General features: G+C 68.2%; 26 protein-coding genes and 1 riboswitch. Of the genes, 12 read left to right on the forward strand and 14 right to left on the reverse strand.

The window, feature by feature from the left end:
* The 6 genes from ACFE77_RS06215 to ACFE77_RS06240 all read right to left on the reverse strand — a co-directional run.
* Nucleotides 1–457 (reverse strand): aldehyde dehydrogenase family protein (locus ACFE77_RS06215; RefSeq protein WP_375420763.1); only part of this gene is annotated, 457 nt, incomplete at its 3' end.
* 35 nt (nt 458–492) lie between these two features.
* Nucleotides 493–1,278, reverse strand: a complete 786-nt coding sequence (locus ACFE77_RS06220) for an ABC transporter ATP-binding protein (protein WP_375420764.1) — start codon at nt 1,276–1,278, stop codon at nt 493–495.
* Nucleotides 1,269–2,219, reverse strand: coding sequence for a FecCD family ABC transporter permease (locus ACFE77_RS06225; RefSeq protein ID WP_375420765.1), 951 nt, complete (start codon nt 2,217–2,219; stop codon nt 1,269–1,271). The genes ACFE77_RS06220 and ACFE77_RS06225 overlap by 10 nt, the downstream gene beginning before the upstream one ends.
* Before the next feature lie 14 nt (nt 2,220–2,233).
* Complete coding sequence (locus tag ACFE77_RS06230) at nt 2,234–3,010, reverse strand: ABC transporter substrate-binding protein (protein ID WP_375420766.1); 777 nt, start codon at nt 3,008–3,010, stop codon at nt 2,234–2,236.
* Nucleotides 3,011–3,030: 20 nt separating this feature from the next.
* Complete coding sequence (locus ACFE77_RS06235; protein WP_375420767.1) at nt 3,031–4,872, reverse strand: TonB-dependent receptor plug domain-containing protein; 1,842 nt, start codon at nt 4,870–4,872, stop codon at nt 3,031–3,033.
* Between the two features lie 99 nt (nt 4,873–4,971).
* A riboswitch (cobalamin riboswitch) is annotated at nt 4,972–5,178 on the reverse strand.
* A gap of 26 nt (nt 5,179–5,204) precedes the next feature.
* Nucleotides 5,205–6,194 carry a cell wall hydrolase gene (locus ACFE77_RS06240; RefSeq protein WP_375420768.1) on the reverse strand — a complete coding sequence of 330 codons (990 nt, stop codon included), beginning with the start codon at nt 6,192–6,194 and terminating at the stop codon, nt 5,205–5,207.
* Between the two features lie 132 nt (nt 6,195–6,326).
* On the opposite strand from ACFE77_RS06240, the gene ACFE77_RS06245 reads away from it, so the two are divergent.
* Together ACFE77_RS06245 and ACFE77_RS06250 are read left to right on the forward strand one after the other, a co-directional pair.
* Complete coding sequence (locus ACFE77_RS06245) at nt 6,327–6,563, forward strand: hypothetical protein (RefSeq protein WP_375420769.1); 237 nt, start codon at nt 6,327–6,329, stop codon at nt 6,561–6,563.
* A 129-nt stretch (nt 6,564–6,692) separates the two neighbouring features.
* The gene (locus ACFE77_RS06250; RefSeq protein WP_375420770.1) at nt 6,693–7,457 is read left to right on the forward strand and encodes an energy transducer TonB; all 765 of its coding nucleotides are present in this window, start codon (nt 6,693–6,695) and stop codon (nt 7,455–7,457) included.
* 14 nt (nt 7,458–7,471) lie between these two features.
* Here ACFE77_RS06250 and ACFE77_RS06255 read toward each other — a convergent pair whose 3' ends face one another.
* Nucleotides 7,472–8,134, reverse strand: coding sequence for a PEPxxWA-CTERM sorting domain-containing protein (locus ACFE77_RS06255; RefSeq protein WP_375420771.1), 663 nt, complete (start codon nt 8,132–8,134; stop codon nt 7,472–7,474).
* Nucleotides 8,135–8,326: 192 nt separating this feature from the next.
* Between ACFE77_RS06255 and ACFE77_RS06260 the strand changes: the two genes are divergently transcribed.
* Together ACFE77_RS06260 and ACFE77_RS06265 are read left to right on the forward strand one after the other, a co-directional pair.
* Nucleotides 8,327–9,805 (forward strand): permease, encoded by a 1,479-nt coding sequence (locus tag ACFE77_RS06260; protein WP_375420772.1) that lies wholly within the window; start codon nt 8,327–8,329, stop codon nt 9,803–9,805.
* 113 nt (nt 9,806–9,918) lie between these two features.
* Nucleotides 9,919–11,163 carry a hypothetical protein gene (locus ACFE77_RS06265; RefSeq protein ID WP_375420773.1) on the forward strand — a complete coding sequence of 415 codons (1,245 nt, stop codon included), beginning with the start codon at nt 9,919–9,921 and terminating at the stop codon, nt 11,161–11,163.
* On the opposite strand, the gene ACFE77_RS06270 is transcribed toward ACFE77_RS06265, so the two are convergent.
* A complete protein-coding gene (locus tag ACFE77_RS06270) occupies nt 11,160–11,546 on the reverse strand; it encodes a hypothetical protein (RefSeq protein ID WP_375420774.1) in 387 nt (128 codons plus the stop codon). The genes ACFE77_RS06265 and ACFE77_RS06270 overlap by 4 nt on opposite strands.
* Before the next feature lie 92 nt (nt 11,547–11,638).
* Nucleotides 11,639–12,940, reverse strand: a complete 1,302-nt coding sequence (locus ACFE77_RS06275) for a dicarboxylate/amino acid:cation symporter (RefSeq protein WP_375420775.1) — start codon at nt 12,938–12,940, stop codon at nt 11,639–11,641.
* A gap of 129 nt (nt 12,941–13,069) precedes the next feature.
* Here ACFE77_RS06275 and ACFE77_RS06280 point away from each other — a divergent pair, with 129 nt between their 5' ends.
* The 4 genes from ACFE77_RS06280 to ACFE77_RS06295 all read left to right on the forward strand — a co-directional run bounded on the left by ACFE77_RS06280 (nt 13,070) and on the right by ACFE77_RS06295 (nt 15,524).
* Nucleotides 13,070–13,336, forward strand: a complete 267-nt coding sequence (locus ACFE77_RS06280) for a DUF6356 family protein (RefSeq protein WP_375420776.1) — start codon at nt 13,070–13,072, stop codon at nt 13,334–13,336.
* 235 nt (nt 13,337–13,571) lie between these two features.
* On the forward strand, nt 13,572–14,750 hold the full coding sequence (locus ACFE77_RS06285; protein ID WP_375420777.1) for an NAD(P)/FAD-dependent oxidoreductase: 1,179 nt from the start codon (nt 13,572–13,574) through the stop codon (nt 14,748–14,750).
* Nucleotides 14,751–14,758: 8 nt separating this feature from the next.
* Complete coding sequence (locus tag ACFE77_RS06290; protein WP_375420826.1) at nt 14,759–15,205, forward strand: YaiI/YqxD family protein; 447 nt, start codon at nt 14,759–14,761, stop codon at nt 15,203–15,205.
* 103 nt (nt 15,206–15,308) lie between these two features.
* Nucleotides 15,309–15,524, forward strand: a complete 216-nt coding sequence (locus tag ACFE77_RS06295; protein WP_375420778.1) for a hypothetical protein — start codon at nt 15,309–15,311, stop codon at nt 15,522–15,524.
* A 12-nt stretch (nt 15,525–15,536) separates the two neighbouring features.
* Here ACFE77_RS06295 and ACFE77_RS06300 read toward each other — a convergent pair whose 3' ends face one another.
* Nucleotides 15,537–16,439, reverse strand: coding sequence for an ROK family protein (locus ACFE77_RS06300; protein ID WP_375420779.1), 903 nt, complete (start codon nt 16,437–16,439; stop codon nt 15,537–15,539).
* Between the two features lie 96 nt (nt 16,440–16,535).
* A complete protein-coding gene (locus tag ACFE77_RS06305; RefSeq protein ID WP_375420780.1) occupies nt 16,536–16,922 on the reverse strand; it encodes a response regulator in 387 nt (128 codons plus the stop codon).
* A gap of 219 nt (nt 16,923–17,141) precedes the next feature.
* Here ACFE77_RS06305 and ACFE77_RS06310 point away from each other — a divergent pair, with 219 nt between their 5' ends.
* The 3 genes from ACFE77_RS06310 to ACFE77_RS06320 all read left to right on the forward strand — a co-directional run bounded on the left by ACFE77_RS06310 (nt 17,142) and on the right by ACFE77_RS06320 (nt 18,849).
* Nucleotides 17,142–18,152 (forward strand): spore coat protein U domain-containing protein, encoded by a 1,011-nt coding sequence (locus ACFE77_RS06310; protein WP_375420781.1) that lies wholly within the window; start codon nt 17,142–17,144, stop codon nt 18,150–18,152.
* Nucleotides 18,153–18,289: 137 nt separating this feature from the next.
* Nucleotides 18,290–18,655 (forward strand): hypothetical protein, encoded by a 366-nt coding sequence (locus ACFE77_RS06315; protein WP_375420782.1) that lies wholly within the window; start codon nt 18,290–18,292, stop codon nt 18,653–18,655.
* A complete protein-coding gene (locus ACFE77_RS06320) occupies nt 18,652–18,849 on the forward strand; it encodes a hypothetical protein (RefSeq protein WP_375420783.1) in 198 nt (65 codons plus the stop codon). The genes ACFE77_RS06315 and ACFE77_RS06320 overlap by 4 nt, the downstream gene beginning before the upstream one ends.
* A 60-nt stretch (nt 18,850–18,909) precedes the next feature.
* On the opposite strand, the gene ACFE77_RS06325 is transcribed toward ACFE77_RS06320, so the two are convergent.
* A complete protein-coding gene (locus ACFE77_RS06325) occupies nt 18,910–19,305 on the reverse strand; it encodes a MerR family transcriptional regulator (RefSeq protein ID WP_375420784.1) in 396 nt (131 codons plus the stop codon).
* Between the two features lie 93 nt (nt 19,306–19,398).
* On the opposite strand from ACFE77_RS06325, the gene ACFE77_RS06330 reads away from it, so the two are divergent.
* Entirely contained in the window at nt 19,399–20,808 is a 1,410-nt protein-coding gene (locus tag ACFE77_RS06330) for a hypothetical protein (protein WP_375420785.1), read from the forward strand.
* Nucleotides 20,809–20,815: 7 nt separating this feature from the next.
* On the opposite strand, the gene glmS is transcribed toward ACFE77_RS06330, so the two are convergent.
* Both glmS and glmU read right to left on the reverse strand, forming a co-directional pair.
* The gene (gene glmS, locus ACFE77_RS06335) at nt 20,816–22,639 is read right to left on the reverse strand and encodes a glutamine--fructose-6-phosphate transaminase (isomerizing) (RefSeq protein WP_375420786.1); all 1,824 of its coding nucleotides are present in this window, start codon (nt 22,637–22,639) and stop codon (nt 20,816–20,818) included.
* Nucleotides 22,640–22,671: 32 nt separating this feature from the next.
* Entirely contained in the window at nt 22,672–24,024 is a 1,353-nt protein-coding gene (gene glmU, locus ACFE77_RS06340) for a bifunctional UDP-N-acetylglucosamine diphosphorylase/glucosamine-1-phosphate N-acetyltransferase GlmU (protein ID WP_375420787.1), read from the reverse strand.
* Nucleotides 24,025–24,072 lie beyond the last annotated feature (48 nt).

Here is a 24,072-nt window from a genome sequence, read left to right on the forward strand (position 1 = left end):
ACGGCGTGATCCCCGCTCCGATGCCGAGCGGCTGGCGCATCGAATAGACGTCGATCCCCGGCCCCGCGCCTTGCGTGTACTCGCCCTTCAGCACGTGCGGGATCCCGCAACAGAACTCGATCACCTCGAGCCCACGCTGGATGTCGCCCTTGCTGTCGGCGATCACCTTGCCGTGTTCGGACGAGAGCAGCCGTGCCAGCTCGTCCATGTTCGCCTCGACGAGCGCCTTGAACGCGAACATCACCCGCGCGCGGCGCTGCGGGTTGGTCGCCGCCCATGCCGGCTGCGCGGCCTGCGCCGCCACCACCGCACGGTCGAGATCGGCCTGGGTGCCGAGCGTCACGCTCGCCTGCACCTTGCCGGTGTTGGGATCGAAGATCTCGCCGGTCCGACCGCCGCCGCCGCCAGCCCCACTATCGCTCGGATTCCCGACGATGTGATGGTCGATGATCCGCATTCCACTCTCCAGGCTCGATGGCTGCGGCGTCTATCTCACCGCGCTTCCTGGCGTACAACCCCCGGACCCGCCGGTCGGACCCGCCCGACGGGCACCAGCCGCATCCGCCCGTCCTCATCAGTCACTTCCGCCACCGCCACTCCGAACACCGTAGCGGCGACCGCCGGAGTCAACGCCGTGGCAGCTAGCCGCCCGCCGTCGAGCACCAGCACGTCGTCGGCGATCCGCGCGGCATGCGCGAGGTCGTGGAGCACCATCACCACCCCCGCGCCCGCCGTCGCGACCGCGCGCAGCCGATCGAGCAGGTCGAACTGATGCGCGGGATCGAGGCTCGCGAGCGGCTCGTCGACGAGCAGCCACGCGGGCTCGCCGGCGAGCACCCGCGCCAGCAGCACCCGCGCCCGCTCGCCGCCCGACAGTTCGCCGACCGGGCGATCCGCGAGATGCGCAGTGTCCGTCTCCGCCAATGCCCGGTCGATCGCGGCGTTATCCTCCGCGGGCGTCGAGACGTGCGGCATCCGCCCGAGCGCGACGATCTCGCGCGCCAGGATGTTCCAGTGCACCACCGCCTCCTGCGGCAGGTAACCGATCGCGCGCGCCCTCGATCGCGGATCGATCGCCGCCACGTCGCTGCCGTCGAGCCGTACATGCCCGCGATTCGGTACGAGCAGCCCGGCCGCCGCCTTCACCAGCGTGCTCTTGCCGGCGCCGTTCGGCCCGAGGATCGCGGTGACCCTGCGCGGCCGCAGAACGGCGTCGATCGCGGTCAGCACCGGACGCCCCCCGAGCACCACCTCGACCCTCTCGAAGGTCAGATCCACGCCCGCCCCCGTTCCTTCAGCAGCAGCGCGAGGAAGAACGGCGCCCCGATCAACGCCATCGCCACGCCGAGCCGCACTTCGCCCGCCCCCGGCGCCAACCGCACCAGGCTGTCCGCAGCGAGCACCAGCGCCGCACCGCCCAGCGCGCTCGGCACCAGCAACGCCGCTGGGCGATGGCCGAACACCGGGCGCAGCAGATGGGGCACGACCAGCCCGACGAACCCGACGACGCCGGTCACCGCCACCCCCGCGCCAACCACCAGCCCGGTCCCCGCCACTACCAGCAACCGCGTCCGGCCGAGCCTCACCCCCAGCGTCCGCGCCGCCGCCTCGCCGAGCGACAGCGCATCGAGCGAAGGCGCGGTCAGCAGCAACAGCACCGCACCGACAGCCATCGGCGACAGCGCCATCGTCACGTCACTCCAGCCGCGATCGGTCAGCGCGCCCATCAGCCAATCGATCACTTCCGCGACCAGATAGGGGTTGGGCGCGATCGAGATCAGGAACGCGGTCAGCGCCCCCGCGAGGCTCGCCAGCACGGTTCCCGCGAGCACGAAGCCGATCGCGCTCCCCGATCGCCAGGTCAGTGCCGCGAGCAGCGCCATCGCGCCGCCCGCGCCGATCATCGCCGCGACGAACACGATCGGACCCGTTGCCGCACCCGCGACGATCGCCGCCACCGCGCCGAGCGCCGCTGCGGACGACACCCCGACGACCGCCGGGTCCGCCAGCGGATTGCGCAGATAGCCTTGCAGCACCGCCCCCGACAGCCCCAACGTCGCGCCAAGTGCGGCCCCCAGCACCGCACGCGGCAACCGTAATTGCAGGATGATCCACCAGCGCGGATCGTCCGAGAAGAACGCTCCGGCCGGAACCCACGTCTTTCCGCAGAGCAGCGATGCGGCAAAGAACAGCACCACGACCAAAGCGAGCAGCGTCATACGTACCGACCTGCTCACTGCAGTGTCGCCCGGATCGCAGCGAGCCGCGCCAGCGCGGGCACGATCGCCGGCCCGCCGCAATTCACCAGCTGCCGGTCGAACGCCGCCTCGGGCGTGCGCCTCAGCAACGAGCGTCGCAGCGTGGCGGCCCGACCGTCGCCCGGCGGCGCGATCACGATCGCTGGCGGACGCGCCACGATCGTCTCGGCGGACAGCGTGCCGGTATAGGCCAGCCCGTAAGACGCGGCGGCGTTGGTGAAGCCAGCGATCGTCATCATCTCGTCGAGCAAGGTCCCCGATCCGTTGGCCAGTTCGCCCCCGATGTACAACAATGCTGCGGGTTTGCTGCGCGACGCCGGGCGTGCAGCACGCACCGCAGCATCAATGTCGGCAACCATCGCCTGTCCACCCGCCCCGACGCCGACCGCGGTCGCGATCTCCGTCACCTGCGCCTTGCTCGCCGCTACGCTGGTCGGCGACCCGAGCACCAGCGTCTTGAGACCGGCTCGGGCATAAGCGTCCCGCGTCGCGATCGGCGTGAAGCTGCTCGTCAGCACCAGCGACGGCCGCAAGGCGATCACCTCTTCGGCGGTGCCCGCGGTAGCGCGGAATCGACGCGCCACCGACATCGGCAACGACCCCGCGACCGGGTCTTGCGAATAATGGCTGATTGCCGCGATCCGCGATGCCGGCACCAGCCGCACCAGGATCGCGTCGGCGCAGGGGTTGGTCGACACGACCCCCCCGACCGGCACCGGCGGCTGCTGCGCGCAGCCTGCCAGTGCCGTCACCAGGAGGATCGCACCGCGCATCAGTCGAACCGGAACCGCACGCCGCCATAGGCTGCGCGGCCATAGGTCCCGTAGCCGCGCACGACCTGGTAGCGTTCGTCGCCTATATTCTCGACCCGCCCATAGATCGACAGCCGCTCGGCGATCGGCATCTCGGCGCGCACGCTGGCGAGCACATAGCCGTCGAGCCGCACGGTATTCGCGGCATTGTCGAAGCTGTCGCCGACATGGCTCAGCGTCCCGCCTAGCGACAGCCCGAACGGGAACCGGTAGTCGACGTTCGCGCTGATCGTCTGCCGCGGCCGGCGCGCCAGATCATTGTCGAAGTTCGCACCCGGCGACCGGTTGCGGCTGCCGATATAGGTGTAGTTCGCGGAGAAGGTCAGCGCATCGACCGGACGCAGCGCCAGCGTCAGTTCGACGCCTTCGGCTCTCGTCCGCGCGATGTTGGCGTAGGTGAAGGTGCCGAGATCGAAGTCGATCTGGTTGCGCGTCCGTCGGTTGAAATAGGTCGCCGACGCGATCGCCCGCCCGCCGAGCAGCGCCTGTTCGACGCCGACATCGTAATTGCGCGCGGTCTCCGGCTCCAGCGTCCGCGTTCCGAACGGCCCGTAGAGCTGGTACAAGGTCGGCGCCTTGAAGCCCTCGCCATAGCTCGCGCGGACCGTCGTCCCGGTGGCGAGCGCCAGTGCCGCATCCGCGCCAAATGTGGTGTGGTTGCCGAACGCCTCATGATCGTCGTTACGCACACCGCCGGTGATCGTCAGCATCTCGATCGGCTTGACGATCGCCTCACCGTAGAAGCTGGTGATCCCCACATCGAAGCGATCGGTGCCATCGGCGTAGCGGCTCGTCTCATGCTCGGCACCGACGACCAGTCGGACGCGGTCGATCGGGCGGAGATCGCCCTGATACTCGTACCGCTCGGTCCGCCCCCGGCCGATGAACGACGGTTCGTCGCCGAAGGTCGGGTCGAAATTGTCGCGGTTCACATCGGCGATCGTGAATGCGAGGCGGTTGTTGAACCGTCCATCGGCGGTGTTCGCATGGACACCGGCATAGCCGTACAGCTCTTGCGTGGTCGAATATTCGGGCGTGTCGGCAAACGTGAACGCCGGTGCGGGGAACCCATCGAGTTGGGTACGGCTGTCCGCGGCATAGCCGCGCAGGTCGATGCCGATCCCCGGTGTGACCTCATACCCGATCCGCCCGCTCGCGCCGTATTGGCGGTAACCGTCGCGCTCGGCGCCGGCTGCCGCAGCGGATATCCCGTCGGTGCGCAGATAGCCGCCGCTGAGCGACCCCGACAGGCCATTCTTCGCGCCCGAGATCCCGGCATTGGCGAAGGCGGTGTCGGCGTAGCCATATTCCGCACTGGCACGCGCCTGTAACCCTTCGCGGGCTTGCGCGGTGATGATGTTCACCACGCCGCCGATCGCCTGGCTCCCCCACGGCACCGAATTCGGCCCGCGTACCACCTCGATCCGTTCGACGCTGCTCGACAGGAGATTGGCGAAGTCGAACGCGCCGCCCGGCGACGACGGATCGTTGACGCGGACGCCGTCGATCACGACCAGCGTCTGATCGGCCTCCGCGCCGCGGATGCGGACGCCGGTGACCCCGCCCAGGCCGCCGTTCCGCGTCACCGTGACGCCGGGCGTCGTCGCGAGCAGGTCAGCGACCATGGTCGTCTGCCGGCGCTCGATCTCGTCGCGCTTGATCACGGTCACCGCCTGGCCGACTTCGGCAGCGGCTTGTTCGACGCGGGTCGCGGTGACCACGACGTCGGTTTCGTCGTCCGGCAATGTCTGCGCGGACGCGGCGCCGGCGATCAGCACGGCGGGCAGAAACAGGTATTTCATCACGACACATCCTTCATGTGCCGCACGCGACCATTCGCGAGCGGCGGATGTCGCTCGCTCGAGGAGGTCCCTCGTCCGCCCGGGAGCTCCCGCCCGCGCAGTGGATCGACCGTGAGGGGCAGGTCTCCTGACTTCCGGGTCGTCGCGAGCCCCCTCGCCTTCCCAGGTCGTGCGACCCAGTGGCTGATTGAGGAGACCGCTCGCCGGTCACAGTTGCGGGTACAGCGCCGGTCTTGCGGACATACCCCCGCGCACCGGCTTCCCATTTTGACCCCTTTGACGGGGACCCTTCACCCGGCGGCGCTTAGGCCGCGTCCACGGGCAGGTCAACGCTACTGGGGGCGATCCGCGTCGATCTTCAGCCTAACCTTGCCGCGGTCCGCCTCCAGCCGCGGCGGCTTGCGCAGTCCCGACACCAGGCCACCCGATTCGAGATCTGCCGCCAGGATCTGCGGCTTGACGGGCTTGGTCGGCCGCACCGCGAGCAGCTTGGCGTCCTCCAGCAGGACCGGCGCATCGGCGGACCCCATCGCCGCGACACCAGGCGCTCCGGCGGCGGTCCAGCGCGCGATCGACGCGCTGATATCGGGTTCGATCCCGGCATATCGCTGGAAGAACGCACGCGGCGTGCCCCAGCTGCCGCTCCACCGGTAGAAGATGTGCACGCCGATGGTCGCGGCGCGGTCCAGGCTGCTCGCCCAATACGGCACCACCCAGTTCGCGTGATAATGCGTCGATACGCCCACTGGCTTGAAGACATAGCCCTTCAGCGCCTCGGCCGCGATCCGGCGCGCGCGTTGCCAGCCCCGGGCGGACGGCACCCGCAGCAGCGCGCCGTCGCAGGCGAAGGTGAATTGGCACCCGGTAGTGCGCTCCGCACCCTGGTAGACGACCCCGCACACCGATGCCGGGAACGCCGGGTGGCGGACCCGGTTGAGCACCACCTGCGCGACCGCACGCTCGCCGTCGTCGCTCTCCGATGCGGCCTCGTAATAGACCGCGCTGGTGAGGCAATCGAGCGCGGTGCCCGGACGCGCTACCAGGAACGGCCGCGCCGCCGGTCCGGCACGCTCGGGCACCGTTGGTTCGGCATTGATCGCGAGCGCCTGATCGACCGTGACCGGCCGATATTCCACCGGCGCGATCACCGGCACCGCCTGCGCGATCGGTGGCGGCACCACGCGCTCGACCCGATCGGGCTTTGGCGGAGGCTCGCTGCGCTTGCAATTGGTCAGGCCGGTCAGTGCCACCAGCGCGAGGGCCACCCACGCGACGCGGCGGTGGATCGCGTTCTTGGCGACGGAAAACGAAACGGCGGACATCCTGCTCCCCTCGACCAACGACAGCGTCTGCCTTTAGGCGCTCGCCATCGCCAAGGAACCACCGGTCGCAGTCCCACGTCGATACGGTCACCCGCCCCTCCGCACCCGCACCGGCCGCGGATGCGACGAACCGTGAACGCTTCGGCCGATGAAAGGGAACCGGCGACCGACGGACGCTTTCTACCGCTCGTGTTGCGTATGGTCGTTCCAGAGAAAAAGAGCTTGAGAGCCGCTCGTCTTCGTCGCGAGGCCTCCAATTGCGTCGCGCTAGCGGTCAGCACCAGCCAAACTGCGTTCGCCGCCGACCTGATCGACGAGGCGCTGAAACTCGCCAAAAGATCCCAGGAGATGGGCGCCGACGAGCGCTGACCGAAGCGCCACGTCTGGCAAGGAATTGTACAGGCGCGCGGGTGCAAACCCCCGGCCATGCCATCGTTCCTGCCTCTTTCCGCCAGAACTCATTGACGACCGGACGAGCCCTCGGCTCGCGAAGATTCGATGTCGCTGGCCGTTAGATCGAACCGGCGTGAGCAGGCACGCGTGCTCGCCTTCACCGCAGCAGCGCACGCGCTCCTCGGTTACGCGCTGATCGTCGGTCTGCGAGTGCCCGCGCCAGCCGCGGTCGATCGGGCGCCGACCTTGATTGATCTGCGCCCCCTGCCGCCACTTGCGCGTACCGTCCCGCCACCACCCAAGCCGCGCAAGCATACCCGACGCGCAGGCGCGGCGTCGGCACCGAACCTCGTTGCCGAGCCGACCCCGCTGGTCGCACCGGTGTCGGTGATCGCGGTGCCGACCCCGCCGATCATGGTGACCGCACCGATCGCGGGAACTGCTAGCGCGCCGTCCGCAGGCGCCGCGCCGATACCCGGACCGGGCACCGGCAGCGGCGGTGTAGGCGATGGCATGGGCAGCGGCGGGGCTGGAGATGGCGACGGCGGAACGCCGCTGCGGCTGATCTCGGGTGGCCTCGACGACGACGACTATCCGCGCGGCGCGCTAGCGGCGGGGATCGGCGGCACCGTGGGCTTGCGCTTCATCGTCGGCATCAAGGGCCGCGTGACCGAGTGCGTCGTCACCCGGTCCAGCGGCAGCGCCGATCTCGACGAGACCACCTGCCGCCTGATCAAGAAACGCCTACGCTATCGCCCGACGCTCGATGCGCAGGGCCGGCCGGTTCCCGACGTCGTTACCGGCGAACACCGCTGGACCATTCATCGTCGCAGCGACCCGATCGACCGCGACGACGAGGGTCCAGAGTGACCGGCGAGATGGTGTCAGGCGAACCGGACGGTGACGCGCTCGCGGCGACGAAGCGCTGTTCCGACCAGACCGAAGCCGACCAGCATCATTGCCCAAGTCGCAGGCTCGGGAACCGCCTGGGTGATCGTGGTCACCACCCCGGACGACACGCGCCGCGTCGACGTGTCGCCGACATCCTGATCGCTAAAGCCGACGAATATCAGTGCACTGGCCTTGGTGAAGTCCGGAAGCAGAATGCCGTCGAAGATGCTCGTCTCGAGTGGCTCGATGCCTGCAAGCAGGAAGGTGTACCCGTAAGTGCCGGCTTCGTCGAACAGCCGGAAGGACAAACCATTGACGCTATCGATCGACTGCTCGCTCAACGCGCCCTTTAGGATCGTCGGGGTCACACCAGTGGATGCGAACGTCAGCGTCACGAAGTTCTTGCCACTGTACAATACGTCGGGACCGACTGCCTGGTTCGGGCCGATCTTAGTCGTGTCGATAACGATGCTGCCAGATACCGCCTGCGCCTCCGTATCGATAGAACGCGTTATATCCGCCGACGTGGTTACGACTTCATAGGAACCCAACTCGGATGTATCCGACTGGTACGGCAACGTCAGGCCGCTAAAGTTGATCGTTACCGCGGCCTGTGCTGCGGTCGGTGCGAACGCCAATGCGGCCGCGAGAAGCAAACTCTTCATGACACCTCCAGCTTCCCGACATCGAACCGGGACTAATGCTTACCTGAATCTACTGTTAATCGCAGGTCGTCCAGGGAAAAATAGTTAACGATGCGATCCTCCCGCACCGGCGCCGGGGCAAGCTCGTTGACTAGGATCTCCGGAAGCCTGACGGTGGCACTCCTTTTCGATCCGGATCCTCGCATGACAGCCGACGCGGCCCCCGTTGCGCCCACCGCGCCTGCGACACGCCTGTTGCTGTTCGCGTTGCTCGGCTTCTCCGCCGGCCTGCCCTATTACATGTTCTCGACCGTGCTCTCCGCGCGACTAACGACCCACGGTGTCGACCTCGTGATCATCGGCTTCTTCGGCTGGGTCCAGCTATTGCCGACCTGCAAGTTCGCTTGGGCGCCGCTGCTCGACCGGTTCGCGGTGCCGGGGCTCGGCCGCTTCTTCGGCAAGCGGCTCGGCTGGATCATCGTCGCGCAACTCGGCATCTTCCTGTCGATGGTGGCGATGGCGTTCACCTCGGGCGACGCCAGCTTGCCGATCACCGCGCTGTTCGCGGTGCTGCTCGCCTTCTGGACGACGACGCTGGAGATCGCCGCGGATGCGTGGCGGATCGAGCTTGCGCCGACCCCGGCCGAACAAGGCCCGCTGGTCGCGGCGAACCTGTGGGGTTACCGCAGCGCGATGGTCGCCGCGGGCAGCGGCGCGCTGATCGTCGCCGATCATGCGACCTGGACATGGGCTTATCTGGCGATCGCCGCGGCTGCGTTCCTGCCGCTGCCGATCCTCACGTCGATGCGACGGGAAGCCGATGGCCGCGGCACGCGCGGTGGCGCCCTGTCGACCGGCCTCGGCGCGGCGGCGGCGATCCTCGGCGGATCGCTGGTCGTGGTCGCGGTCGTCGGCTCGGTGATCCTCGGGCTCGCCAATGCCGCGGGGGTCGGCGCCAAGACCGACGCCACCCGAGGGGTGCTGATCGTTTGCCTGCTGCCGTTCGTCGCCATGGCCGCCGCGCTGCCGTGGATCGTCCGCCTGCCTGCGACCGCCTACGCGCGCCGCTCGACGGTCATCGGTCCGTACATCGATATCTTCTGGCGGTTCGGCTACCGCGCGCTACCGATCCTCGGCTTCGTCACCTTCTACCGGATGGGCGACGTGCTGACGCTCGCACTGTCGAAGCCGTTGCAGATAGCCGCGGGGTACGATCTGACGACGATGGGTATAGCCGACGGTGCGGTTGCCTTGCCCGCGAGCATGACGGGGGTGGCAATCGGCGCCTGGCTCGCCGTCCGCCTCCGGCTGCTCTGGGCGCTGGCGATCGGCGCGGTCGGGTCGGCGTTCGGCAACTGGATCTTCGTATGGCTCTGGTATGCCCCGCCCGCGGGCCATGTGATCTACATCGCCACCGCGCTCGATCAGTTCGCGCACGGGCTCGAAGGCGCGGTGTTCGTCGTCTATCTGTCGATGCTGGTGAACCCGCGATACCCCGCGGCACAATATGCCTTCCTGTCGGGCTTCGCGTTCCTGTTGCCGCGGCTGCTCGCCGGCGCCGGGGGCAGCATCCAGAAGCAGATCGGCTGGGACGGCTTCTTCACGCTGTCGGGAACGCTGAGCCTCGCGGCAATCCTCTTCCTGCCGCTGATCGCCCGCGCCTCGCCCCGGTCCGACCCCTAGGCGCGCATGGCCGTTGCCCGTGCGCCGTGAAATCCCTAGGGCGCACCGCCATGACGACAGCCTCCCCGGCAGCACAAGCCGCTCCCCACGCTGTGCGACGGCGGCGATGGCCTGTGATCCTCGCGGTTCTGGTCGCGATCGCGCTGTCGTTGCTGCTCGCGGTGACCAGCGGATCGCCCTGGGTCGCGCCGCGCGGCACCGTGACCGCGCAACAGGTCGGCGCCGGGCGGGCGGCCGTCGCCCAGCTCCAGCCCGGCGGCATCGCGACGCCACAGGGCAATGCGGTACGCTTCGGGCGCGCCGAACTCGACGGCATCGGTGCGCTGGTGAGCGACGGCTTCGCGCCCGATCGATTGGCGATGGAAGTTCGCAGCGGCGTCCTCACCGTCACCGGCAGCCGCCCCTGGTGGTTCGGCCGCTGGCTCAACGTCCGGCTGGTGACCAGCGGCACGAGCAAGGGGTTCCCAGTGATCCGCATCCGCATCGGTGCGATCCCCCTTCCCCCCGCCATCAGCCGCCGCATCGTCGATTTCCTGCGCTACGCCGCCAATCGCCGCGGCCTGGCGCTGCCGCCGCTCGACAAGCTGGTCCGTTCGATCGCGGTCGAACGCGATGCCGTCGCCGCCACGATCGCCTTGCCGCCGCGCGAGATGCTGGCCGATCGGCTTGCCAAGCTCGAGAATGATCCGGTCGACGCGGTCGCGGTGAAACGGCTCTATTGCGGCCTCGCCGCCGCGCAACGACGTTACCCCAGCGACGATCTGGCCCACCACGTCAACCGCGCCTTTGCGGGTGCCGCGGCGCAGCCCAACCCGGCAGCATACAACCGCGCGGCCTTCGTGGCGCTGGCGATGCTGCTGGTCGATCCGCGTGCGGGCGATCTGGCAGGGGGCGCGCAGGCCGCGACCGCCGGCTGCCGGATCGATCCGGTCGTCGTCACGCTCCACGGCCGCGCCGACCTGTCGAAGCATTGGGCGCTCTCCGCCGCCCTGTCTGCGGGCGCGGGCGGGCAATTGGCGCAGGCGCTCGGCGAGTGGAAGGAACTGGCCGACAGCTTGGCCCAGCAATCCGAGTTCGCGGTCGGCGATCCCACCGGCTTCTCGTTCGTCGATCTGTCTGCGGATCGATCCGGCTTCACGATCGCGCAGGCGGCATCCGATCCCGACCAGGCGGAGCGGATCGGAGCACGGCTGGCGCGGGCGACCCCTGCGACCATCCTGCCGCCGTCGCTGCTCGACCGGCGGGAGCGGCTGACGAATGCCGAGTTCGTCCGCCGCTACGGCAGCGTCCAGGACCCGCGCTATGTCGCGATGGTGGCGGGGATCGACGCGGTGCTCGCCCGCGACGGGATTCGCTAGGCGGCGGCGCGCGACTCGCACGCCAGCAGCCAGCGCTCCGCATCCTCGACGCGTTCGAACGCACGCGCGGTGTCGCGGTTGACGAGGCGGCGGATCTGCATCTTGGCGGGCGAGTTCCCGGTGACGAACGCGATCCGGCGCGACATCAGTGCCGGGTCGTCGAGCAGCCGGCGGAACGCGTCGACCACCTCCTGCAACTGGATCTTGCATGCCCCGATGTCGCACAGCGTCAGATGGCGCGCACCACTCCGCGGCAACATCGCATAAGCCTTCGCCTGCGCTTCGGCGAAGCTGGCCACGTCGGCGGCGCCGAAGAAGCCACTTAGCGTGATCCGAACCACCGCCTGCGCGGCATCTACGTTGATGGAGAAGTTTGCGGGCATGCCCCGCTTTCCCGCGCGATGCTCTAACGGAGCGTTAAAGAGCCGATGCGGGTCATTATCGAACCAGAATAGTAGGTTAGCATGCCGTCCGGTCAGGCGGCCTGCAACGCTGCCGCCCCCGCCGGCGCCTCGGCAGGCACCCCGAGCAGGCCGTGACGTTTGGCCACGATGGTCGGCACCAGCGCCTGCCCCGCGACGTTCACCGCGGTACGCCCCATATCGAGGATCGGGTCGATCGCGAGCAGCAGCCCGGCGCCCTCCAAGGGCAGGCCGAGCGTCGTCAGCGTCAGCGTCAGCATCACCACCGCGCCGGTCAGCCCCGCGGTCGCCGCCGATCCGACCACCGACACCGCGACGATCAGCAGGTAATCGGTCGCATGCAGCGCGATCCCGAAATATTGCGCCACGAACAACGCCGACACCGCGGGATAGATCGCCGCGCACCCGTCCATCTTGGTGGTCGCCGCGAACGGCACCGCGAACGCCGCATAGCTGCGCGACACGCCGATCCGCTCGACCGCTTCCTCGGTAACCGGCAGCGTGCCGATCGACGATCGCGACACGAAGCCCAACTGGATGGCGGGCCATGCATCCGCAAAGAATTGTCGCACGCCGAGCCCCTGGCTGCGCAACAGCAGCGGATAGACCACGAACAACACCAGCGCGAGACCGATATACACCGCCGCCGCGAACGCCCCCAGCGCGGACAGCGACGCCCAGCCATAGGCGACGATCGCATGGCCGATCAGCGCCGCGCTGCCGATCGGGGTCAGCGCGATGACCCAGCGCAGAATGCGGCGGAAGATCGCCAGCGCCGATGCATTGAAGGTCAGGAACGGCGCGCCCGCATCGCCGACCTTCACCGCCGCGGCTCCCACCGCGATCGCGATCACGATCAGCTGGAGCACGTTGAACGACAACGACGTGGTCGCAGCGCCGTCGACGATCTTGGTCGACGCGCCGATGCCCAGGATGTTCGCGGGGATCAGCCCGCGCAGGAAATCGAGCCACGACCCCGTGGTCGACGGCCGCACCGCCGCGACCCGCTCGATCCCCGCCTGGATGCCCGGCTGGATGATCGTGCCGAGGGCCAGTCCGATCAGCACCGCGATCAGCGCGGTGATCGCGAACCACAACAACGTGCTCGTCACCAGCTTGGCCGCGTCGCCGAGGTCGCGCAGCGCCGCGATCGACGCGACGATGGCGGTAAAGACCAGCGGCACCACCAGCGCCTTCAGCAACTGGACGAAGCTTTCGCCGACGATCCGCAGCCCTTCCGCGATCGCCGCGCCCGCCGGGTTGGCCGGATCGAGCGAGCGCGCGAAGAAGCCGAGGAGCAACCCGACGGCCATGCCGACGAGCACCTGTGCGGAGAACGGAAATCGCCTGGTCATGCGCCTACCCTAGCTCGCTGCGTCGACATGGCCAGCTAGCAAGGCTGTCCTACGTAGTAGCCGTAATTGGGAACGCCGCCGACCTGCTGTAAGGAAGCCTCTACCCGGATCGCGACAAGGATGCCCCGTATGATCGACCGCCTGCTGTTCGAACACCCCCGCAGCGTCGGCGAAAGCTATGCCGAGCACGCGGTCGCGGCATCGACGATCGGCGCACGGATGATGCTCGGCGGCGCCGCCTGCCTGGTCCACGCGATCGTCCCCTCGCTTTGCGTCCGCACCGGCAGCACGACGATCAAGCAGCTCTACGCAGAGATGAAGGCCCGCCAGCCCCACCACGCCGCGCGCCCGCCGGCGTTCGAGGAACCCGGCTGGCAGCTCGAATACGAAATTTGAGTGGCGATGATGCGGCCCCACCCACCCCGTTCGTCCTGAGTAGCGACTGAGCGAAGTCGAAGGCGTGTATCGAAGGACAGGTTACGCGCACTAACCTGCCCCTTCGATACGGGCTTTCGATACGCTGCTTCGCAGCTACTCAATCCCTACTCAGGGCTAACGGAGTGAAAGAACGACGTTGTGCTTCATACCCTCCCCATTGGACGCCCTCGCCACCACCCGCTACAGCGCGCCGATGCCAAGTGACGCGTACGACGCCATCATCCTCGGTGCGGGTGCCGCGGGCCTCATGTGCGCGGCCATCGCGGGCCAGCGCGAGCGCCGCGTGCTGCTGATCGACCACGCCGACGAAGCCGGCAAGAAGATCCTGATCTCGGGCGGCGGCCGGTGCAACTTCACCAACATCCATACGGCGCCCGATCGCTATCTCTCCGCCAACGCGCATTTCGCGAAGTCCGCGCTTGGCCGCTACACCGCGCAGGATTTCGTCGCGCTGGTCGATCGCCACCGCATCGCCTGGCACGAAAAGACGCTCGGCCAGCTGTTCTGCGACGGATCGGCGCGGCAGATCGTCGCGATGCTGCTCGCCGAATGCACCGCGGGGTCGGTCGATCTCGCGCTGGGGCGCTCGATCGGCGACATCGCACATGACGGCACCGGATACCGCGTCGCGTTCGGCGATCGGCAGGCGACCGCACCCGCCTTGGTCCTCGCCACCGGTGGTCCGTCGATCCCGAAGATGGGCGCGACCGGCTTCGCCTATGACGTCGCCCGGCGCTTCGGCCTCAAGATCGTCGAGCCCCGCCCCGCCCTGGTCCCGCTGACGCTCGGCGCCGAAGACCTGCTGTTCCGCGAGTTGTCGGGTGTCGCCGCCCCCGTGGTCGCCGCCGCGGGCAAGACCCGGTTCCGCGAAGCCGCCCTGTTCACGCACCGCGGCCTGTCCGGCCCCGCGATCCTCCAGATCTCCTCCTTTTGGCGGCATGGCGAGTCGATCGCGATCGACTTCGTGCCCGACGCCGCGCCCGACTGGCTAGTAGCCGCCAAGCGCGCCGCCCCCCGCGCGACCTTGCGCCGCACGCTCGCCTCCGCGCTGCCCGATCGCCTCGCCGAAAAGCTGGCCGATCGCCTAGACCTGCACGGCGAGCTCGGCGCACAGACCGATCGCCGCCTCGCCGATGCGAGCCGCAACCTGTCGAACTGGTCCTTCACCCCGAACGGCAGCGAAGGATATGCAAAGGCCGAGGTCACCAGCGGCGGCATCGCCACCGCGGACCTCTCGTCGCAGACGATGGCGGCGCGGCGCGTGCCCGGTCTCTACGCGATCGGCGAGGCGGTCGACGTCACCGGCTGGCTAGGCGGCTATAACTTCCAATGGGCGTGGGCGAGCGGCTGGGCCGCGGGGCAGGCGCTGTGACCGGGACGATCCGCATCCTCGTCGACGCCGACGCCTGTCCGGTGAAGGACGAGATCTACAAGGTCGCCTGGCGGCACGAGGTGCCGGTGACGATCGTCAGCAACAGCCATTTCCGCGTCCCGATCCACCCGCTGATCGAGCGCGTCGTCGTCAGCGACGGCTTCGACGCCGCGGACGACTGGATCGCCGAAGCCGCGGACCCGCGCGCGATCGTGATCACCGCGGACATCCTGCTCGCCGATCGCGCGTTGAAGGCGGGCGCCACCGTGCTCGCCCCGACCGGCAAGCCGTTCACTGCCGCCTCGATCGGCGGCGCGATCGCGACTCGCGCGATCATGGCCGATCTGCGCGCGGGCGGTGACATCGTCGGTGGGCCGGCGCCGTTCGCGAAAACCGATCGCTCGCGTTTCCTCTCCGCGCTGGACGCTGCGCTGGTTCGGCTGAAGCGTGGATGAAGGCGTGCCAGAGCGGCACAAAGCGGTTAGGAGCACCCAAATGTTGCGGATGCGAACAGTGGCCGATAAGCTAAGACCCACCGCTGGATCGTTGGGACAATAGATGAAACGGATCTGGTGCTCTTTGTTCGGCCACAAGCCGGTCAGGCCGCGTGGCAAGACCGGGCCGTACAGCGCGTGGACGACATGCGGCCGCTGCAAGACGCTGATGGTGCCCGACTATTACGGCTATCGCCGCGCCACGCCCGAGCAGGAAAAGGTCTTCAAGCGCTGGCGCAAGCGCCAGGCGGTGCAGGAAGCCGGCGGCCCCGCGGAATAGCCGCGCGCTGGCCTAGCTGGCCGGATGCGCATCCAGCGCCTGCTCGCCGAGCAGGATTGCGCCCAGCGGCCCCGCATTGCCGCCGAGCGCGGGCGGCACCACGAACGTTTCCGCCAACGCGACCTCCGGTAGCGCGATATAGCCCGCCAGGCTCTTGGTCATCGCCGCGCGCACCCGCGGGAACAGGTGCGTGGTCCCGACCATGACGCCCCCGCCCATGACGATCCGCCGCGGCACCCCGGTAAGCACGAGCGTATGGAGCAGCTGCCCCAGCGCGTGCGCGACCCCGTCCCAGGCGGGGTGATCCGCAGACAGTTCCGACGCCGGCTGCCCCGTACGCGCCGCGATCGCGGTGCCCGCCGCCAGCCCTTCCATGCAGGCGCCGTGGAACGGGCAGTTGCCGACCCACTCGTCGCCGGGCGCGCGGACCGGGCGGATATGCCCGAACTCGGCATGGGTTAGCCCGTCCACCGGGCGCCCTCCTGCGATCAGCCCGACGCCGATCCCGGTTCCAACGGTCACATAAGCGACATCGCGCAGTCCCTTCGCCGCGCCCCACCGCGCCTCCGCGAGCGCCGCGCCGACCACGTCGGTGTGGAAGCCGGTCGGTACGCCCGCATGTCGTTCCAGCCGTCGCGCGACGTCGGTTCCTGCCCAGCCCGGCTTCGGGGTCGAGGTGATGTGGCCGTAATCGCCCGCGCCGTGATCGATCGATACCGGACCGAAGCTCGCGATGCCAAGCGCGACGAAGCCGCGCCAACGGTCGAGCACCGCCTCCACCGCCGCCAGCGTCTCGTCCGGTCGCGTCGTCGGGATCCGGACTTCGTCCAGGATATCGTCCGGCCCGCGGGCGAGGATACAATTGATCTTCGTACCCCCGAGTTCGATCCCGGCGATCAGCGGCGCTTCGACCATCGGGTCGCAATCCTCTTCAGCGCGCGACGATCGGTCCCGCTCGGCGCGTCCGATGGCAAAGTTTGCGCAGCGGGTAAAGCTGCGGATGCCGCAGCGTCAGCCGCTGGCGGTCGACTCGGTCGGATTGAGCAATTTCTCGATCGCGCTCTCGAGCTGAGAGCGGTTGAACGGCTTCGGGATCAACACGCTGTTCGGCACACCCTCTTCGGCCCAGGAAACGGCGCTGTCGCCGGTGACGTAGACGATCGGCAGGTCGGGAATGATCTCGCGCGCGCACCGGGCGATCTCCCAGCCGTCCAGCCCGTCGCCGATCCGGATGTCCGCGACCAGCACCGAGAAATCGCTGAGCCCGTCGCCGAGGATGTTGAGCGCCTCGCCCCCGCTGCGCGCGCTCACCACGGTGTAGCCACTCTCCGCCAGCGCTTCTTCGAGGAACATCAGGACGGTGGGCTCGTCCTCGACGACCAAGATCGTTCTATCCATGACGGTATCCCAATGAACCAAGCAGCGTCCCGCGGGACTATCGAGTAACGACCGCAGAAATCCACCGAAAAAGAATAACACCCGTTCCGGGACCATGATCGCCCGTTACGGTTCCTTAGCCTTTGCTTAAACCTGCACGCGCATCCGGAACGCTCACGGGCGACAAGAGGGGCTGGGGTGACGCGAGGCCGGGGTTTCATCAACGCTTGGCGCGGCCTCATGCTGCTGGCCGGCCTCCTCGTCGCGGGCAGCGCGCAGGCGGCGTGCGGTGTCGCGGTCGCCACCAGCGGCGACCTCGGCAGCCAGTCGCCCCAGGCGCTGAAGGCCGGCGCGCCGCCCTATGTCGGCGTGGCCGGCGGCTTCTCCTGTCCGACGGCGCCGCTGGTGGTCTTGCTCAGCGGTAATTACCTGAAGGCGACGGTCGCTTCTGGCTCGACGTTGAAGCTCACCTCGACGACCACCGCGGACACGATCAGCTACAGTCTGTCCGCCACTGCCAACGGCAGCGCGCCGCTCGTACCCGGCACCTCATTCTTCTACATCAACGGCACGGTGCTCAACGTGCTCGGCCTGTTCGGTCCTGGCGCCGTCAACGTGCCTATCTACGTGAAGCCTTCCGCCGCCCAGGCAGTCGCGCCGGGCATCTACACCGGTAGCGTGTCGATCAAGTGGGATTGGTACTTCTGCTCGCTGCTCGGCGTTCTCAACGCCTGCATCGGCACGGAGGACAGCAACAGTCGGACAGCGACGATCAACTTCCGGCTTGAAGTCGCGGCCAAGCCAGCCACCGTGACGATTTCGTCGATCACCACCTGGGACCCGGTCTCCGCCACCACCGCGCCCAAGGCAATCCCGCAGAGCCGTCGCCGGACCGCGCTCACCGTCGTCAATCCGGACATCGTCCCGCTCGACCTCAACACGCTGCGTCTCGCGCTGCCGACCGGCGCGGGCACCGTCCTGGCGCTCGACGGCGACGGCACCGGTGCCGGTGCGGTCGTCCAGACCCAGCAGGGCAGCACCGCCTCCGCGCTGACCGTCGCTTATGTCGCCCCGTCAAACCTCACGGACGATGTCGAATTCTCGTCCGACAACGGCGCGACCTGGGCCTATGTCCCGGTCGCCGGCAATCTCGCGAGCCAAGGTGCGGTCACGCATGTGCGCTTCAGCCCCAAGGGCAGCATGGCCGCATCCTCGTCGCTCAGCATCTCGATCCCCTACCTGGTGAAATGATCCGCACGACCGTCGCAAGACGGGCAGAATAGGTCCGGGATCATGACCTTGCAGGTTGACGGCGATCAGTATCGCCTCCTATCGGACGCCGTGAACCGAGCCCAAGGCGGGGCAGCCGAACCGACGCGAAAGTGGCCATGATTACCGATTCCGACCGCCGCCGCGTGGCCATCCTGATCCTTGGCCTCCACGCGATCCGGCGCGAACAGTTCAAGGCGTACAGCGTGCTGGATCACCCGCTCGAGATCCTGCTCAACCTGTTCGTCGCGCATGCCGAGCACGGGTCGGTCGATCGCACCACGATCCTGACCATCGGCAACAGCAATCCCGCGGTCACCGGCCGCTGGCTCAACCATCTCGAAGGCGTCTCGCACATCGGCATCGAAGGCGACCGCGTGAAGCTGCGCGCGCTGGGCCTCGCCGCAGTGCGCAGTTTTCTTGGCAAGTCGATGCACCTGGTCGAGGGCTTCTGCCGCGGCGACGCGCTCGAGATGCCGTCATGAGGACCGTGTCGGATGGGGCATCGGTCAGGCTCTACCACCTGTGCGAGGCGGAAGGCGGCGGCGCGACGACGCTGATGTACGGCACGATGGCGGAAGCTCTCACGATGGCGGCGCAACAGGACGAAGAAACCCAGGCATCGCTGTTCCTGCAAACCAGCGACGACGTGGTACCTTATCTGGACTTCATCGACTGACGCCAGTGTTGGCATTTTGTCGATGAGTAGCGCCGTTCCTCACGGGCACGACGAGGTAGATCACCCACGGTCAAATGCCGCCAATATCGGGCACGGACCCGCCGATCCCGAGCCACATTCGTCTGCAAGCCGCTCCAGCGCATCGCGCGCCCCCCGAAGCGCAGCGATCTGCTCATCCAGCGTCGCGATCCGAGCCCGCGCCAATTTACGCACCCGGTCGCGGTCATCGGTCGCATCCAGCGCGAGCAGTTCGGCGATCTCCTCCAGCTTGAACCCCGCGGTCTGCGCTTCGCGGACGAAGCGCAACCTTCGGACATCCCGCTCCCCATAATGCCGGAACCCGCCCCCCGCCGGCCGATCGGGCTGCGCCATCAGGCCCCTGCGCTGGTAATATCGAACCGTCTCGACCCCAACGCCCCCGGCCTCTGCAAGCCTCGCGATCGTGAGTTCGAGCATCGGGGTTGACTCCGGACTATGGTACGGAGGCTATAGGCGATACTTCCTGAGCCGTTCAAGCGTCGGCTGCCCGCAATATTGGTCGGAATTCTGATGCGATACCTCCTGCTTCTCGCCGCCGCGACCGTGCTCACGCCACAAATTGCCGGCGCACAGGCAATGCCGGGCATGGACATGAGAACGCCTCCCGCCGCCGACCCGCCGGTCCAGGCCCAGGATCCTCATCAAGCGATGGGTCACGGAACGCGGACCGAAGCGCCGATCGACCACGCCGCCATGGATCACGCCGCGATGGGTCACGTCATGCCCGGCATGAACATGGCTGGCAGCAGCATGAAGGGCATGCTTGGTCCCTATCCGATGACCCGCGACGCGTCGGGCACCGCGTGGCAGCCGGACAGCTCACCGATGCTGGCGATCATGGGCCGGCTCGGTGACTGGTCGACGATGTTCCACGGCTTCGCCACCCTCGCCTATGACGATCAGGGCGGCCCGCGGGGTGACGACAAGACCTTCGTCGCATCGATGTTGATGGCGGTTGGCCAGCGCGACCTCGGCGGCGGCACGTTGACGCTTAAGGCGATGGGCAGCCTCGACCCGCTGATGGGCCGGGACGGCTACCCGCTGCTGCTCGCGACCGGCGAGACCGCGGACGGCCGCACCGAACTGGTCGATCGCCAGCATCCCCACGACGCGGCCATGGAGCTATCCGCGACCTACAGCCGTCCGCTTGCGCCGGGCTTGTCGGCCTTTGTCTATGTCGGTCTGCCGGGCGAGCCCGCGCTCGGACCCGCGACGTACATGCACCGCTTCTCGGGCATGGCCAGTCCCGAGGCGCCGATCGGGCATCACTGGCTCGACGCGACCCATGTCACCTTCGGCGTCGCGACCATCGGCGTGGCGACCGACACGCTGAAGCTCGAGACCTCGTTGTTCACCGGCCGCGAACCCGACGAGAAACGCTGGAACATCGAACGCCCGCGCTTCGACAGTTGGTCGGTCCGCGGCAGTTGGAACCCGACCGCCAACCTGTCGATGCAGGTGAGCCACGGCTTCCTCCACAGTCCCGAAGGACTGCATCCCGAAGAGGATGTCCACCGCACGACCGCGTCGATCACCCATAATCTGCCGCTCGGCACCCGCCGCAACTGGCAGACGACCCTCGCCTGGGGCCGCAACGACCCGTCCGGGGGCGATCACGCCCACGCCACCGACGCCTTCCTGTTCGACAGCGCGATCCAGCTCGGACGCTGGACGATGTTCGGCCGCGCGGAGAATGTCGACAAGGACGAGCTGTTCGCGGAGGACGACGCGCTCGGCGGGCGCGTGTTCACCGTCTCCAAGCTGAGCCTCGGCGGCTACCACTCGCTGCCGGTCGGGCCACTCGCCTTCGACCTCGGCGGGCTGGTCAGCAAATATGCGCTGCCGACTGCGATCGAGCCCGCCTACGGATCGAACCCGACCAGCTACATGCTGTTCGCCCGCGTCCGCATCGTCGGCTGATTGCCCGCTACTCCACCGTCACCGATTTGGCGAGATTGCGCGGCTGATCCACATCCGTGCCCTTAAGAACGGCCACGTGGTAGGCCAGCAACTGCACCGGCACCGCATAGACCAGCGGCGCGATCAGCGGGTGGACCTTCGGCATCGTGATCGTCGCGATGCACCCCTCGCCCGCGGACTGGATGCCGTCGTAATCGCTGATCAGCACCACCTTGCCGCCGCGCGCCTGGACCTCCTGCATGTTCGACACCGTCTTGTCGAATAGCGGCCCCGACGGCGCGATCACGATCACGGGCACATGTTCGTCGATCAGCGCGATCGGCCCGTGCTTCATCTCGCCCGCGGCATAGCCTTCGGCATGGATGTAGCTGATCTCCTTCAGCTTCAGCGCGCCTTCCAGCGCCAGCGGGTAATCCGTCCCACGCCCGAGATAGAGCACGTCGCGCGCGCTGGCGACATTGTGCGCCATCGCCTCGATCGCCTCGTCATAGGCGAGCGCCGCGTTCAGCGCGGCGGGCGCCTCGCCCAGGTGGCGCACGATCTCGCGTTCCTGTGCCTCGTTCAGATGACCCTTGGCCTTGGCGAGATTGGCGGCAAGCGCCGCGAGCACCGCCAGCTGGCAGGTGAACGCCTTGGTCGAAGCCACCCCGATCTCGGGCCCGGCATGCGTCGGCAGCAGCAGATCGGCCTCGCGGGCCATCGAACTGGTCGGCACGTTGACGACCACCGCGATCGTCTGGCTCTCGGCCTTCGCGTGGCGCAGCGCCGCGAGCGTGTCCGCGGTTTCGCCCGATTGCGAGATGAACAGCGCGAGCCCGCCCGGCTCCATCACCGGCGCGCGGTAACGGAACTCGCTTGCGACATCGAGATCGACCGGCACCCGCGCGAATTGTTCGAACCAGTATTTGGCGACCATCCCCGCATAGAAGCTGGTGCCGCACGCGACGATCGTCACGCGCTTGATCGTCGACAGGTCGAAGTCAGGGATCGGCAGCGTGATCCGCTCGTCCATCCGCTGGAGGTACGAGCGCAGCGTCTGGGCGACGACGATCGGCTGCTCGTAGATCTCCTTCTGCATGAAGTGACGGTGATTGCCCTTGTCGATCAACGCGCCGGTCACGCCCGATATCGTCACCGCCCGCTCGACCGGCCGGTCGTCGCGATCGAACACCTCGGCGCCGTCGCGGGTGCAGACCACCCAATCGCCCTCGTCCAGATAGGCGATCCGCTGCGTCAGCGGCGCGAGCGCCAGCGCGTCCGACCCCAGATAAGTTTCGCCGTCGCCGTAACCCACCACCAGTGGCGATCCGAGCCGCGCACCGATCAGCAGTTCGGGGGAATCGCGGAACAGGATCGCGAGCGCGAAGGCGCCGTGCAGCCGCGGCAGCACCTCGCGCACCGCGTCGGCGGGCGCGGCCCCCGCCTCGACCTTCTCGCTGATCAGGTGCGCGACGACCTCGGTGTCGGTCTCGCTGGTGAACACCCGGCCGCGCGCGATCAGTTCCTCGCGCAGCGGCTTGAAATTCTCGATGATGCCGTTGTGGACCACCGCGACGTGATCGGTTGCATGCGGGTGTGCGTTGTTGGTGGTCGGGCCGCCATGGGTCGCCCAGCGGGTATGCGCGATCCCGGTGGTGCCGGGCAGCGGATCGGCCGCCAATTCGCGCGCGAGGTTGACGAGCTTGCCCGACGCACGCCGGCGCTCGATCGCGCCATCGACGTCGGTGGCGATGCCGGCCGAGTCATAGCCGCGATATTCGAGCCGCTTGAGCCCGTCGAGCAGACGATCCGCGACATCCTCGCGTCCCACGATCCCGACAATTCCACACATTTCTACGTCTCGTCAGTCAGAGGTGATTAGGGTCAGTCGCGCTGCTTGCGGGCGAGCATCGTATCGCGGAAGCGCTTCGCCCATCCGGCGCGCGCCGTCTGCGGCGGCCGGACCAGCGCGAGCGCATCGGCCTCGACGTCCTTGGTGATGACCGACCCCGCGGCGACGATCGCCCCCGCGCCGATCGCGACCGGTGCCACCAGCGCGCTGTTCGACCCGATGAACGCGCCTTCGCCGATCACCGTGCGGTATTTGAAATAGCCGTCGTAATTGCAGGTGATCGTCCCCGCGCCGATGTTGGCGCCCGCACCGACCTCGGCATCGCCGAGATAGGTCAGGTGGCTCGCCTTGGCGCCATCGCCGAGCACCGCCTTCTTCATCTCGACGAAGTTGCCGACCTTGGCTTTCGCCCCGAGCACCGCGCCGGGGCGGAGCCGCGCATAGGGCCCGACCTCCGCCTTGGGGCCGATCGTCGCCCCCTCGATATGGCTGAAGGCGTGGATCGTCGCCCCGTCGGCAACCGTCGTGCCCGGCCCGAACACGACGTTCGCGCCGATCGTCACGTCGCGGCCGATCACGGTGTCGTGCGCGAACCACACGGTGTCCGGCGCGACCAGCGACGCGCCGTCGTCCATCGCCTGCCGGCGGCGCGCCGCCTGCCACGTCGCCTCCAGCACCGCGAGTTCGCTGCGGCTGTTGACCCCCGCGACCTCGCCCGCCCCGGTCTCGATCACCGTCGCCACCCGGCCATCGCCGGTCGCGAGCATGACGACGTCGGGCAGATAATATTCGCCCGCCGCATTGTCGTTGCCGACGCGCGCCAGCAGCTGCCAGCAATCGGGCGCCCGCAACGCCATCAGCCCCGAGTTGCACAGCGTCAGCGCGCGCTCCGCGTCCGACGCGTCCTTGAACTCAACCATCTTCGCGATGCGCCCGTCGTCATCCGCGACGATGCGGCCGTAAGCGGCAGGATCGGCAGGCCGAAACCCGAGCACCACCGCGGCCGCCGCGTGATCGCGATCGAGCACCGCGAGCATCCGCGTCATCGTCCCCGCGGCAACCAGCGGTACGTCGCCGTAGAGGATCAGGACATCGCCCGAGAACCCCGCCAGCGCCGCCTCCGCCTGCCGCACCGCGTGACCGGTGCCGAACTGCTCGGCCTGAAGCACCGTCTCGACGCCCATCGGCGCGACCACCTGCTCGACCTGCTCGCGTCCGGCACCCGTGACCACGACGATCCGTTCGGGGCTCAGCGCGCCGAGCGTGTCGATCAGATGCAGCAGCATCGGTCGACCCGCGATCGGGTGGAGCACCTTGTGCAGGTCTGACTTCATCCGCGTGCCCTTGCCGGCAGCGAGGATGATCACGGCTAAGGGGGTCGTCATCCGCGCCGACTGCCACGATTGGATTGGCAATTCCATAGGGGCGGTGGC

This window comes from uncultured Sphingomonas sp., from assembly GCF_964243315.1.
Classification (GTDB): domain Bacteria; phylum Pseudomonadota; class Alphaproteobacteria; order Sphingomonadales; family Sphingomonadaceae; genus Sphingomonas.